11 protein-coding genes are annotated in these 13,901 nt (G+C 54.7%); 4 read left to right on the forward strand and 7 right to left on the reverse strand.

Annotated elements, in window-relative coordinates:
• Positions 1–31: 31 nt before the first annotated feature.
• Positions 32–1,231: a tyrosine--tRNA ligase gene (tyrS, locus tag SAMA_RS04450; RefSeq protein ID WP_011758967.1), complete on the forward strand. Its 1,200-nt coding sequence runs from the start codon at positions 32–34 to the stop codon at positions 1,229–1,231.
• A 97-nt stretch (positions 1,232–1,328) separates the two neighbouring features.
• On the opposite strand, the gene SAMA_RS04455 is transcribed toward tyrS, so the two are convergent.
• The 7 genes from SAMA_RS04455 to gltB all read right to left on the reverse strand — a co-directional run bounded on the left by SAMA_RS04455 (position 1,329) and on the right by gltB (position 10,590).
• Positions 1,329–1,739, reverse strand: coding sequence for a nuclear transport factor 2 family protein (locus SAMA_RS04455; RefSeq protein ID WP_083766433.1), 411 nt, complete (start codon positions 1,737–1,739; stop codon positions 1,329–1,331).
• 66 nt (positions 1,740–1,805) lie between these two features.
• Positions 1,806–2,429, reverse strand: a complete 624-nt coding sequence (locus SAMA_RS04460; RefSeq protein WP_011758969.1) for a trimeric intracellular cation channel family protein — start codon at positions 2,427–2,429, stop codon at positions 1,806–1,808.
• Positions 2,426–2,803 carry a DUF2721 domain-containing protein gene (locus SAMA_RS04465; RefSeq protein ID WP_041410130.1) on the reverse strand — a complete coding sequence of 126 codons (378 nt, stop codon included), beginning with the start codon at positions 2,801–2,803 and terminating at the stop codon, positions 2,426–2,428. The genes SAMA_RS04460 and SAMA_RS04465 overlap by 4 nt, the downstream gene beginning before the upstream one ends.
• 82 nt (positions 2,804–2,885) lie before the next feature.
• On the reverse strand, positions 2,886–3,875 hold the full coding sequence (locus SAMA_RS04470; RefSeq protein ID WP_011758971.1) for a cobalamin biosynthesis protein CobD/CbiB: 990 nt from the start codon (positions 3,873–3,875) through the stop codon (positions 2,886–2,888).
• Positions 3,876–4,568, reverse strand: a complete 693-nt coding sequence (gene mtnN / locus SAMA_RS04475; protein WP_041409683.1) for a 5'-methylthioadenosine/S-adenosylhomocysteine nucleosidase — start codon at positions 4,566–4,568, stop codon at positions 3,876–3,878.
• A 144-nt stretch (positions 4,569–4,712) separates the two neighbouring features.
• Positions 4,713–6,131 carry an FAD-dependent oxidoreductase gene (locus SAMA_RS04480; RefSeq protein WP_011758973.1) on the reverse strand — a complete coding sequence of 473 codons (1,419 nt, stop codon included), beginning with the start codon at positions 6,129–6,131 and terminating at the stop codon, positions 4,713–4,715.
• Between the two features lie 7 nt (positions 6,132–6,138).
• The gene (gltB, locus tag SAMA_RS04485; protein WP_011758974.1) at positions 6,139–10,590 is read right to left on the reverse strand and encodes a glutamate synthase large subunit; all 4,452 of its coding nucleotides are present in this window, start codon (positions 10,588–10,590) and stop codon (positions 6,139–6,141) included.
• 493 nt (positions 10,591–11,083) lie between these two features.
• On the opposite strand from gltB, the gene SAMA_RS04490 reads away from it, so the two are divergent.
• From SAMA_RS04490 to oxyR, 3 genes are all read left to right on the forward strand, one after another.
• The gene (locus tag SAMA_RS04490; RefSeq protein ID WP_049757815.1) at positions 11,084–12,049 is read left to right on the forward strand and encodes a TIGR01212 family radical SAM protein; all 966 of its coding nucleotides are present in this window, start codon (positions 11,084–11,086) and stop codon (positions 12,047–12,049) included.
• 178 nt (positions 12,050–12,227) lie between these two features.
• The gene (locus tag SAMA_RS04495) at positions 12,228–12,593 is read left to right on the forward strand and encodes an Hpt domain-containing protein (protein ID WP_011758976.1); all 366 of its coding nucleotides are present in this window, start codon (positions 12,228–12,230) and stop codon (positions 12,591–12,593) included.
• A 390-nt stretch (positions 12,594–12,983) separates the two neighbouring features.
• Positions 12,984–13,901: a hydrogen peroxide-inducible genes transcriptional activator OxyR gene (gene oxyR / locus SAMA_RS04500; protein ID WP_041410131.1), complete on the forward strand. Its 918-nt coding sequence runs from the start codon at positions 12,984–12,986 to the stop codon at positions 13,899–13,901.

The following is a 13,901-nucleotide window of genomic DNA, read 5'->3' on the forward strand; positions in this document are numbered from 1 at the left end:
AAATCGGATAACCACAGAGGTAGCTGCCAACATGGCTGATTTGGACCAGGTATTAGCAGAAATTAAACGGGGCACAGACGAGATCCTGCTCGAAGCAGATCTGATTGAGAAACTGAAAGAGGGCCGTCCACTGCGGGTGAAGCTGGGTGCCGATCCTACCGCTCCCGATATCCATCTGGGCCACACGGTTATTCTGAACAAACTGCGTCTGTTTCAGGAGCTGGGGCACGAAGTTATCTTCCTTATCGGTGACTTCACCGGCATGGTAGGTGACCCAAGTGGTAAAAACAGTACCCGTCCGCCACTGACCCGTGAGCAGGTTCTGGCCAACGCTGAAACCTACAAGGAACAGGTGTACAAAATTCTCGATCCGGCCAAGACGCGCATCGAATTCAACTCCAGCTGGCTTGAGCAGCTTGGTGCTGCCGGCATGATCCGCCTGGCTTCCCATCAAACCGTGGCCCGCATGCTGGAACGTGATGATTTTAAAAAGCGTTATGGCAGCGGTCAGCCCATCGCCATCCATGAGTTTATGTACCCGCTGCTGCAGGGTTGGGACTCGGTTGCGCTGAAGGCAGACATTGAACTGGGTGGTACCGATCAGAAGTTCAACCTGCTGATGGGCCGGGAGCTGCAAAAGGCCGAAGGTCAGAAGCCGCAGACAGTGATTATGATGCCGCTGCTGGAAGGTCTCGATGGCGTCAAGAAGATGTCCAAGTCTGCCCACAACTATATAGGTGTGAGCGAAGCGCCGGATGAAATGTTCGGTAAGCTGATGTCTATTTCAGACGAGCTGATGTGGCGCTACTTCGATCTGTTGTCGTTCCGCCCATTGGCAGAAGTACAGCAGTTCAAGGCCGATGTGGAAGCCGGAGCCAACCCAAGAGACATCAAGATCGCGCTCGCCAAGGAAATCATTGCCCGTTTCCACGACCAGGCCGCCGCCGATGCTGCTCATCAGAACTTTATCGACCGTTTCCAGAAGGGGGCTATCCCCGATGATATCGAAGAAGTAACCCTGAGCGCAGGTGCTGAAGGTATGGCAGTGGCCAACCTGCTCAAAGAAGCTGGTCTCGTGGGTTCGACCTCCGATGCCATGCGAATGATTAAGCAGGGAGCGGTGAAAATGGACGGTGAAAAGCTGGAAGATGCCAAGCAGGTATTCAGTGCCGGTCTGAGCGCCGTATTCCAGGTTGGCAAGCGCAAGTTTGCCAAGGTGACTCTGAGCTAATACTGCTCTTTCACCTCATAAAACAAAACGGGCGCCTGAGGCGCCCGTTTTGTTTTTTAAGATTCTGTTGGCAGACAATCTTTTGAACAGATGGCGTTTATTGCATGGATAACTGGTCGGCCATGGTCTGATAGTCGATAAGGTCGGTGTGTTCGGTCACCCTGTGATTGCGCATATCCAATCTCAGGGTTGTAACTGCTGGAACAGCTACGTCAATGATTTTACCCGGCTTGCCGAATTGCTCTCCCGGCCCCTTGAAACGGTAGTTGCCTATCATGACCACCAGAGAGCCTGAGTTGTACATGTGCTCAATGCTGAAGTTGTATTCCAGTACACCGGCGTGGGCGCGCTCGAAAAATTCGATAATAAAACGCCCACCCTTGTATTTGCGTCCGGCGGTTCTGTCCTGAAAAACACTGTCGCGATTGTAGTATCTGGCGAGGGCGCTGTAGTCATGCTCTGTCAGCGCCTGAATATAGTTTACTGCCATTTGCTGTTCTTCAGGCATCTCACCGCTGCTGGCGGTCGCCCAGGAAGTCAGAAAATAAAGCAGTAACACCAGATATCGCAAAAGTCAGTCTCTCCGGGTTTTCAGGTCGAAGGCCGGCAATGAAAGGTGCCAGCGAATGGCCGCAAGCCTCAAGATCAGCGCACTGAGCATCGACAGCCAAAGAGCGGTTTGGCTGTTCATGCCTAATTGCAGGCTGAGGGTATAGGCAATGCCACCCAGAATGGAGGCGGTTGCGTAGATTTCGGTTCTGAGCACCATGGGAATTTGGCGACAGAGTACATCCCGGATAATGCCGCCACCCACGCCGGTAATCAAGCCCATGATCACAGCAGACATGCCATTAAGGCCGAGGCTGAGCGCTTTTTGGGCGCCTATCACGGTAAATAGTGCCAATCCCAGCGCATCGGCGATGGGCAGGGTGTATTGGGGCACCTTACGGGGGCGCCGGATAAACACCAGGGTAAAACCCACGGTTGCCAGGATGACAATCAGGTAATTGGGGTCGCGCAGCCAAAACACCGGGGTGGCACCGATAATGGCATCCCGAATCGTACCGCCACCCACGGCCGTAACGGCGGCCAGCACTGTCACGCCAAAGGGGTCCATTCTGTGTCTGCCTGCCGCGAGGGCTCCGGTGAGCGCAAACACGGCTGTGCCGCAAAGGTCAAAAAAGTAAAACCAGCTCATTCGCTCATCTCTTTCAGGTGGATATTGAGCGCATCGACCGAGATGCGAATTTCAACAACCGAGAGGATCAGCGAGTACAGCAGGAGCAGCAGGCTGGCACCGAAGATGAGTGAGCCGGTTTTATTCATGCCAATGTAGATAAAAATCATGCACAGCACGCACAGGGCAAAGCTGCTGACGCCCGCTTCCTGCATGCGTCTGATAATCACAATTCGCTTTTTCAGATTGGTGATTTGGTTCTGATGCACGGGTTCTTTGCCACTGGAGAGGCTTCGTATCAGTGCGGCCAGTGAAAAGAACCTATTGGTATAAGCCAGCAGCAGTAATGAAATGGCCGGAAAAAGCAGCGCCGGTGTTGTCAGCGAGATATGCAGTTGTTCTAACACGTTGAGTGCCCGTTATGGAAAGTGGAGAGATTCCCCTGAGGCGAGCCATTATAGTGCGTTGGCTACCAAATTACAGCGTCTGGCTGTATCTGAGCAGGGTCCATGCAAGGGGTAAAAACAGCAGAAAGGCCAACCAGCTGAAACAGGCACGGTTGGACAATTTTATGGCTTCACCGATTTTGGCGGTATCGGGCAAGGGGCCTTTGCCGACCTTATCTACGGCAACCCGGTTGCCTCGGTATTTGTGTGGTCCGCCAAGCTCTGTGTTCAGCACTGTCGCGGCAACATATGCCGCCCGCATGGGATTGGACAGGGGCTGCCAGCGTCTGGGGGTTAGCAGGGCCTTAAAACCGCTGGGGCCGCCAACAATGGCCAGTGTCAGGCTCCATAGCCAGGCAGGAATGTAAAGCAGTGCCGAGACCAGTAGATTAACCGGCGCGACAAAGGCACGGAAATCCGGTGACATGGGGGGCCACACCAACTCCAGCTGTTTGAGCATTCGCACCAGCAGCACCATGGGCGCACCGGCCAGGGCATAGAAAAACACCACCCCTGCTGTGCCGTAGATGGGGGCCGTGACCAGCTTTTCGATGGTGGCCTTGGCAAGCCCTGCCTCGGATAGCTCAGCGGTATCCCGTGACAGGTACTGTCTCAGCAGCTTTCTGGCCCTGTCTTTATCGCCATGGCCCAGTGCCCGCTGCACCTCTTCGGCGACCTGGGCAAAACTGGCATCCGACAGGCAGAGGTAGAGAATTAAAAACTCGAAAAACCAGGGAAAGGCTGCCAAGTCCAGCAAAAAGGCGATGATAAGCCAAAAGGGCAGTACCAGCAGTATTGTCGCCATAATACCGGCAATAAGCTGTTGGCGCGGTCCCCGCGATGGGTGATTCACTTTGCGGGCAAGCTCTCTTGCCAGCACGCCAAACCACACCAGTGGCTGCATTTCCCTCGGCAAAGGAGCCAGTCGTGCCAGTGGCAGCGCGCACAGGATGATAAGGAAGCCTTCAAACAGGGCTCCATCCAGGGCAATCAGCTGGCTGACAAACTGGCTTTCGGTCATTTACAGGCCTTCAATCAGCGCCATGACCATCAGAGCAGAGTGATGACCGGCTTTCACCAGATAAGACTCAAAGTCGACCGGGCTGTCGTTGTTGGCATTATCCGACAGAGAGCGGATCACCACAAATGGGGTGGCGAACTGATGGCACACCTGACCGATGGCGGCACCTTCCATTTCACAGGCGGCCATGGTGGGGAAATCTGCCTGCATTTTTGCAGTACGGACCGGGTCGCAAATAAAGCTGTCACCGGTACAGATAAGGCCTGCTACGGTTTTTACCTCACCCAGTTTCGCCACGGCATTTTTAGCGGCTTCTACCAGGTGGGCATCACACACAAAGGCGGCCGGCTGCTGCGCCATCTGGCCGATTTCATAGCCAAAAGCCGTCACGTCCACATCGTGGTAACGCACCTCACTGCCAATCACCACATCACCAATGGTCAGGCTGTCCACAAAGCCACCGGCTGAGCCGGTATTAATCACGTAATCGGGAGCAAACTTATCGATAAGCAGGGTGGTGGCGAGCGCTGCTGCGACCTTGCCTATACCGGAGCGGGTCACTATGACCTGCTTGCCATTGAGTTCACCCTGGGTGAATTCGATGCCGGCTATTTGGCTTACAACTGGGTTTTCCAGAGAAGCAATAAGGTGAGCAACTTCGGGCTCCATGGCGCCGATAATACCAATTTTCATAAACTTGCCTTTGAACTGCTTTAGAGAATGGCAGCCAATATACCACAGTCGACTGACCGGCACACAGGCAAGCTGCAGAGATAAAAAAGCGCATCCTCAGGCGAACCTTTGGATGCGCAAGACACAAGCAACTTGTTGTTGGGATCAGGCTTTGGCCGATTCCAGATAGTTGAGGATCCCGAGCGCGGCTTCGCGGCCTTCGGCGATGGCAGTGACCACCAGGTCTGAGCCCCGGACCATGTCGCCACCGGCAAACACCTTGGGATTGCTGGTTTGGAATGGATTGTCATCGGCTTTGCTGGCCTTGACCCGGCCCTTGTCATCCAGGGCGATATCGAAATCGGCAAACCAGGGGGCAGGACTTGGCTGGAAGCCAAAGGCGATGATGATGGCATCGGCTTCGAGGAGCTGTTCGCTGCCGGGAACGGGCTCGGCAGAGCGGCGGCCATTGGCATCGGGTTCACCCATGCGGGTCTCGATGCACTCGATACCCACCACGGCGCCGTTTTCGGTCTTGATGGCAACAGGCTGACGGTTGAACAGGAAGTTCACCCCTTCTTCGCGGGCGTTTTGCACCTCGCGGCGGGAGCCGGGCATGTTGGCTTCATCGCGGCGGTAAGCACAGGTCACTTCGCGCGCGCCCTGGCGCACTGCGGTACGCACGCAGTCCATGGCGGTGTCACCGCCACCCAGTACCACGACTTTTTTACCTGCCAGGTCGATATAGGGGTTCTGTTCACTTTGCTGACCGAGCAGCGACATGGTGTTGCCAATCAGATAGGGCAATGCCTGTAGCACACCGTCGGCGTCTTCACCGGGCAGCCCCGCCTTCATGGCGCTGTAGGTGCCCATGCCGAGGAATACGGCGTCATAGTCTTTAAGCAGGTCGGCGAAGGCGATGTCCTTGCCCACGGTAACGCCCAGACGAAACTCGATGCCCATACCCTCCAGCACGGTTCGGCGGGTCTGCATCACCGACTTATCCAGTTTGAATGAAGGAATACCGTAGGTCAGCAGGCCGCCGATTTGTGGATATTTGTCGAACACCACTGCCTTGATGCCGTTGCGGGCCAGGATATCGGCGCAGCCAAGGCCCGCCGGGCCAGCACCGACGATCGCCACCCGCTCTTTGCGGGGCGTGACCTTACTCATATCAGGGCGCCAACCCTGGGCGAGGGCAGTATCTGTGATGTATTTCTCGACGTTACCTATGGTTACGGCGCCAAAATCATCATTCAGGGTACAGGCGCCTTCACAGAGCCTGTCCTGGGGGCAAACCCGGCCGCAGATTTCCGGCAGGGTGTTGGTCTCGTGGACCAGATCTGCCGCTTCCATGATGCGCCCCTGTTTGGCGAGCTTCAGCCAGTTGGGAATGTAATTGTGCAGCGGGCACTTCCATTCACAGTAAGGGTTACCGCAGTCCAGGCAGCGGTCTGCCTGCTCGTTGACCTGTGGTTGAGTAAAAGGCTGATAAATTTCAATAAACTGTGTTGCACGCAGCTTAATGGGCTGCTTGGTCGGATCTTTGCGGCCTACCTGAATAAACTGAAAGTCGTTACTCATCTTGCTGTTACCCCGCCTTTACTGCCAGTTCAGGGCTTGGCTGCTCGAGTTTGAGCAGATCGGCCACCGCTACATTCTTCGGCTTGACCAGCACGAAGCAGTCGAGCCAGTTATCAAAGTCACTCAAAATCGCCCGGGCATGTTCGCTGCCGGTCTCTTTGACGTGGGCCTCTATCAGGCCTTTGAGGTGTTTCTGGTGAATGGCTGACTCCACCTTTTGGGTGTCGACCATTTCGGTGTTTACCCTGCGGCCAAAGCGGCCGAACTGGTCGAACACGTAGGCAAAGCCACCTGTCATACCGGCGCCAAAGTTCACCCCGGTTTTACCCAATACCACCACAATGCCGCCGGTCATATATTCGCAGCCGTTGTCGCCAAGGCCTTCTACCACCGCCACGGCGCCTGAGTTGCGCACACCGAAGCGTTCACCCGCCTGGCCCGCAGCAAAGAACTGGCCGCCGGTTGCGCCATAGAGGCAGGTATTGCCCACGATGGCGGTGCGCTCGCTCTGGAAGGCACTGCCAAGTGGCGGGTAGATGGACAGCTTGCCGCCGGACATCCCCTTGCCCACATAGTCGTTGGCATCACCGCACAGGCTCATTTCCAGTCCGGGGGCGTTCCACACACCAAAACTTTGGCCGGCGGTGCCGTTAAATGACAGGCTGACCGGCGCCTTGGTGCCCTTGAGACCACAGCAGGCAGCGATGTGGCCACTGAGGGCGGCGCCCACTGAGCGATCTGTGTTGTTGATGCTGTAGGCGGCGCTGAAACCTTCGCCGCGGCTGATGGCATCGGCGGCATCTTTCAGCAGACGCTGGTTCAGCTCACCGGTATCCGTCGGTGGGTTTATCTCTTTCCAGGTTCTGGATGACCCAGCGCGTACCTGTGGCTGATACAGGATGGGGGACAGATCCAGACCATGTTGCTTCTCGGTTTGTCCCGCCAGTGCGTACAACCAGTCGCTGCGACCTACCAGATCTTCAAACTTTGCAACACCCAGCCTGGCCATCCACTCACGGACTTCTTCGGCAACAAATTCGAAGTAAGTCATCACCCGCTCAGGCAAGCCGTGGAAGTGTTTATCGCGCAGATTTTTATCCTGGGTTGCCACGCCGGTGGCGCAGTTGTTCAGGTGGCAGATTCTCAGATATTTACAGCCCAGCGCAATCATAGGCACTGTGCCGAAGCCAAAACTCTCGGCGCCAAGCAATGCGGCCTTGATAACGTCGGTACCTGTTTTGAGGCCGCCGTCCACCTGCAGGCGGATTTTGTGGCGCAGGCCGTTGTCCACCAGAGCCTGATGCACCTCTGCCAGACCCAGCTCCCAAGGCGAGCCGGCATACTTGACCGAGGTGAGGGGGCTTGCCCCGGTGCCACCGTCATAGCCGGACACGGTAATCATGTCGGCATAGGCCTTGGCAACACCCGTGGCGATGGTGCCAATGCCCGGCTCTGATACCAGTTTTACGCTGATAAGGGCCTTGGGGTTGATTTGCTTCAAATCGAAAATCAGCTGCGCCAAATCTTCAATGGAATAGATGTCGTGGTGCGGCGGTGGCGAAATCAGGGTCACGCCCGGACGGGCATAACGCAGACCGGCAATTTCCACGCTCACCTTGTGGCCGGGCAGCTGACCGCCTTCGCCGGGTTTAGCCCCCTGAGCCACTTTAATCTGCAGCACTTCGGCATTGATAAGGTAATGGGCGGTGACACCAAAACGGCCAGAGGCAATTTGCTTGATGGCGGAGTTCTTCTCGGTACCGAAACGGCGCGGGTCTTCGCCGCCTTCCCCTGAGTTGGAACGGCCGCCGAGGCGGTTCATGGCAATGGCCAGCGCTTCGTGGGCTTCGGGGCTTAAGGCACCGATACTCATGGCGGCGCTGTCGAAGCGGGGATACAGGTTGGCTGCGGCTTCTACCGTGTCGGCGGGAATGGCATCGAGGGTGCCTTTTACGCCCAACAGATCCCGGAGCATTGCCACCGGACGCTCATCGACGTGCTTGGCAAAGGCCTTGTACTTGCTGTAGTCGCGACTGATGAGTGAAGCCTGCAGCGTATTGACCACATCAGGGTTGAAGGCATGGTACTCACCGCCTTCGACGTACTTGAGCAAACCGCCCTGTTGCAAGGAAACGTGGGGGCGGAAGGCGGCCTGATGCAGCTTATGCTGGTCCTTGGCAAGGTGATCAAAGCTCACCCCTTCGATGCGACTCACCACGCCTTTAAAGCAGAGTTCAATGACATCGCGGGCCAGACCTATGGCCTCGAACTGCTGGCTGCAGCGGTATGAAGCCACTGTGCTGATACCCATCTTGGACATGATCTTGCGCAGTCCTTTCTCGATGCCGTAACGGAAGTTCAGCATCAAGGCCACCATGTCGTCGGCGCTGTCATTGCGCTTGGCCAGGTCGGCAATGGATTCATACACCAGGTAGGGATAGATGGCGGTGGCACCAAAGCCCAGCAACACCGCAAAGTGGTGTGGATCGCGGGCAGAGGCGGTTTCCACGATAATGTTGGTGTCGCAGCGCAGGCTCTTGGATACCAGCATCTGCTGCACGGCGCCCACAGCCATGGCGGCCGGGATCACCTGACGGTTTTTGGCCACGGCGCGGTCAGACAGCACCAGCAGCGTAGTGCCGGTGCGGGCCAGACGCTCGGCATCATCTGTGATGCGGCGAATGGCGCCTTCAAGCCCTTCTGCCGGGTCGTAGTTGAGGTCAACGATATTGGCGCGGTAATAGGCTTTATCGAGGGACATCAACTGATTGAAATCGCTGAACAGCAAAACAGGCGAGTTGAACATCACCCGGTAGGCGTGGCCTGTGGTTTCATTGAAGAGGTTCTGCTCACGGCCCACACAGGTGGCCAGCGACATCACGTGTTTTTCACGCAGTGGGTCGATGGGCGGGTTTGTCACCTGGGCGAATTTCTGGCGGAAGTAGTCGTAAAGTGAGCGCTGTTTGTTGGACAGCACCGCCATGGGGGTATCGTCGCCCATGGAGCCCACGGCCTCTTCACCCTGGCTTGCCAGTACCCAAATAACCTGTTCGAGTTCTTCACGGCTGTAGCCAAACAGCTTTTGGTACTGTAGCAGGGTATCACGACTGAATTCGCTGGCGCCGTGCTGCTCGCTACTCATCTCTTCCGCACTCTTGAGGGTGCGGCTGTTCTTCGCCATCCATTCTTTATAGGGATGACGGCGTTTGAGGTCGTTATCAATCTCGAATGACTGATACAGGCGACCGTTTAGGGTATCGAGCACCAAAAGCTCACCCGGACCAACGCGCCCCTTTTCCACCACCTCGTCGGGCTGGTAATCCCAGATACCCACTTCAGAGGCCAGGGTCAGTATGCGGTCCTTGGTAATCACATAACGGGATGGACGCAGGCCGTTACGGTCCACCGCGCAGGCGGCGTGGCGGCCGTTGGTCATGACTATACCCGCCGGTCCATCCCAGGGTTCCATATGCATGGAGTTAAAGTCGTAGAAGGCTTTGAGCTCTTCGTCCATTTCAGGGTTACTTTGCCATGCGGGCGGAATCAGCAAACGCATGGCACGGTACAGGTCCATTCCGCCGGAGAGCAGCATTTCCAGCATGTTATCCAAAGAGGATGAGTCAGAGCCGGTTTCGTTTACAAAGGGGGCGGCTTGCTGCAAATCGGGCAACAGCGGCGAATTGAACTTGTACGCGCGGGCGCGGGCCCACTGGCGGTTGCCGGTAATGGTGTTGATTTCACCGTTGTGCGCCAGATAGCGGAAAGGCTGAGCCAGTGGCCACTTGGGAGAAGTATTGGTTGAAAAGCGCTGGTGGAACAAACAGATAGCACTTTCCAGACGCAAATCGGCCAGATCGGGATAAAAGGCGGGCAGGTCCGCTGGCATCATCAGGCCTTTATAAACAATCACCTGACCAGAAAGACTGGCCACATAGAAGTCGGGATCGGCAGTCATTTGCTGCTCGAGGCGGCGACGGGCCATATAGAGGCGACGTTCGAGGTCTTTTTCACGCCAGCCAATGGGCGCATTAATCAGTACCTGAACGATACGTGGCAGGCTGGCCTTACCTATTTCACCCAGCACATCGGGATTAACAGGCACCTCACGCCAACCGGCGATGCAGAGGGTTTCTTTTTCAAGCTCGCGCTCAAGCACAAAGCGTGCGGCAGCGACTTTTTCTTCGTCCTGACTTAAAAAGAACATGCCGACGGCAAACTTGCGCGACAGGTGCCAGTCATTTTCGGCGGCAATCGACTCGAAAAACTTGATGGGCAATTGCATCAGGAGGCCGCAACCATCACCCGTGCGACCATCTGCGGCAATGCCGCCGCGGTGCTTCATGCGATCCAGTCCGGTAATGGCGGTACGCACAATACGGTGACTGGCTTCGCCGTCCATCTGGGCAATCAGACCAAATCCACAATTGTCCCGCTCAAAACTGGGATGATACAAGCTCATACTAATTCCCCACCTGAAAACCTGTGACTGATACTGCTCGGGGAATCACGCAAATGACAATGATAGATATGCACCCGAATCTCCCAAATTATCCTGAGAATTTACAAAGGTCAAACTTAAAGATTGCATAAAACATGGGTAAAAAATCATGTTTCATACAGTTTTGATAATTGGGTTACGTTAACGTCAACTGGTGAAAGTGTTGTATAACATTATGAATTATAGCAATTTTAAAATTGTGTTATTTTTTGATTTACGATTGTGTAACAGGGGTGGCGATTGTTTGGCGTTTGCAAATAGTGATTTTTTTTGCAGGCACAGTAGCTTGTTTTTAAATAAATGCCATTGATTAACTATTCAAAAACTGTGACTAACATCCTGTTTTGTTCGCCATAAAGATGACTGGCGCAGCAAAAATGGGAAAAAGGCAGTCCCTTTGACCTGGATCCGGGTGTTACCGAGTCCACGGGTCCATACTGGCGCTTTCTTTCTAATGGAGGGGCCTGTGTCTCAACCGGTTAGCGTAACGCCCACATTGGATGCGCTGGTAAACACCTTCGGCAATGACTGCCGTCTTCGGTTTGGCAAGCGGGTACGCAAGTTGACCCTGGATGCGCATTTTACCTGCCCAAACCGCGATGGCAGTCTCGGCATTGGTGGCTGCACTTTTTGCCATGTGCCTTCTTTCAACGCCGACGATGGCCAGCAGTTTGATATCCCATCGCAGCTTAAGCGGCAGATGGCCGGGCGAACTGATGCGCTGTATTTCATTTATTTTCAGGCTTACACCAGTACCTACGATGAGGTTGCCGTACTTAAGCGCAGATACGATGAGGCGCTGTCGATTGGGAATGTGGCGGGACTCTTTGTGGGAACACGCCCTGACTGTGTTCCTGATGCGGTGCTGCATTTGTTGGCCGACTATCAACAGCAGGGGATCGATGTGTGGCTGGATTTGGGGCTGCAGACCGCCCGGGATGACACCCTGAAAAGAATCAATCGGGGCCATGATTTTGCCATATATGCTGATGCCGTGACCCGGGCCAGAAGGCTGGGCATCAAGGTGTGTACCCATCTTATCCTGGGATTGCCCGGAGAGACGTCAGAGGATTTCGTCGAATCACACCGGCAGGTGCTGGCACTTGGAGTCGATGGCCTCAAGCTGCATCCACTGCATATAGTGGAAGGCAGCATCATGGCGAGGCAGTGGCGGGCAGGAAGGCTCGATACCTTGAGTTTGGATGATTACGTGAACGCCGCGGTGCGTCTTATTCAACGCACTCCGGCAGACATTATTTTACACCGGGTTACGGCCCACGCCAGGCCGCCTTTGTTATTGGCACCCGATTGGTGTGGTCATAAATGGTTGGGGATGGGGGCCATTTGCAGCAGTCTGGCACGAACGGGTGGCCAGGGCTGTTTGACTGAATATCCTTACCTCAATGATAAAAATACGTAAGTTTCTTAAGCCTCTCCAACGGCAACAAGAGGTTAATTATTTGTTGAAATTAGAAAATATCCACATGGCTGAAACGCCATACGGTTGCACCGTGGGGCAGAGAAGGTATTATGTGCGATAGTATTGTCGGCAATTGACTGCCGATGTGGACCATTTTATGACTGTTAAGGGGGCCTTGATGGCAACTGCTGCACTGGACGAGATTTTGGATTTGAACACTCTTGAACAATATTGCAGTGCGATTGGGGCCGGAACCTTGCTCAAGAGTGTGGTGCTGTTTGAGCAGCTGATGCCCGAATATGTGGGCAACCTGGTCAAGGCAAAAGAAGCCGGCGATAAGGACACCCTTTGCTCTGAGGCTCACAAGTTTAAAGGTGCGGCTGGCAGTGTTGGCCTGAAGCGCATCCAGCAATATGCTCAATTGCTGCAGCACGGCAATGACGATGGCTGGGAAGCCGGCCATGTCGAGTGGCTGGATGTGATTGCCACCCATGCCTTTGACGATCTCGCTGCACTGAAAGCCTTCCTGCAGGCAAAAGCCTGATAGGAGCTGCCACCGGCGTCAGGCATACTTGGTCTGCGCCGGTAATCTTTCCTCTATGTTCTCTTTCCTGTCTTGCACTCGTTTTTCCGCGTTCCCCCTTTGGATTATCACTTTATCTATCTGATCCCGCTTTGCTGATTAAGGCCTTTTGTCTTTCGTGAGACTGCGTTCCCCGATGCGGGTGAACCCGCATTTAGTCAACGGAAACTCAGCTTTTACCGTGCTCCCCGCTTCTGCTGCATGGCCTTGGGGTATAGCGACACCCTGTGAGTGCCTCACTTGTGCAGATATTGCTCACATATCCGCGTGTGGACCTTATGAACTCAGGTAAAGCCTGTGTTAAAGTGCAAAGTGTCCTATCAATCCATCCAAGCGGCGGTAATCGGTAAAATGAAACATCTTCCCAGCCTTAAAAATCTCTATTATCTGGTGAATCTCTATCAGGAACAGAATTTTAATCGCGCCGCCAAGGTATGTAATGTCAGTCAGTCGACCCTCTCCAGTGGTATTCAAAATCTTGAGGAGCAACTGGGACATCAATTGATTGAACGCGATCATAAGTCATTTATGTTTACGGCCATCGGTGAAGAAGTGGTTGGCCGCTGCCGCAAAATTCTGACCGATGTGGATGATTTGGTGGAGTTGGTGCGCAATCAGGGCGAACCCATGACCGGGGAAATCCGTTTGGGCTGTATCCCCACCATAGCCCCTTTTCTACTGAGCCGGGTGGTGCGTCACTGTCAGCAGCACTATCCCAACATGGTATTACTGCTGAAAGAAGACACCACCGAGCGCCTGCTCGATGCCCTTGGTAAAGGTGAACTGGATTTACTGTTGTTGGCCTTGCCTGTGGATACTTCAGGATTTCACAGCATGAAAGTTGGTGTGGACCCGTTCAAGATGGTGATGCACAAAGACTTGTCCCATGAAGTGCATCAGCCGGTGGACTATCAGGCGTTACCGGACGAAAGTATTTTTCTGCTGCAGAATGAACACTGTATTACGGGTCATGCCATCAGTGCCTGTCAGTTGGGCGACTCCAACAAGATTAATCCCTTTGCTGCAACCAGTCTGCACACCCTGGTGCAAATGGTAAACAGTAAGCTGGGCACCACCTTCCTGCCACAAATGGCCATTGATGCGGGTATCCTCAAAGACACTGAACTCGCGGTGATGGACCCACCGGGCAGTGCACCCTATCGCGATATAGGGTTGGTGTGGCGTCAAACGACCAGCCGCATCCGAACGTTCAGAACACTGGGGTTGGAAATCGAAAAGTTGCTCGGTGGCGAATCCAGGCAGGGCTGA

Source organism: Shewanella amazonensis SB2B (assembly GCF_000015245.1).
Lineage (GTDB): Bacteria > Pseudomonadota > Gammaproteobacteria > Enterobacterales > Shewanellaceae > Shewanella > Shewanella amazonensis.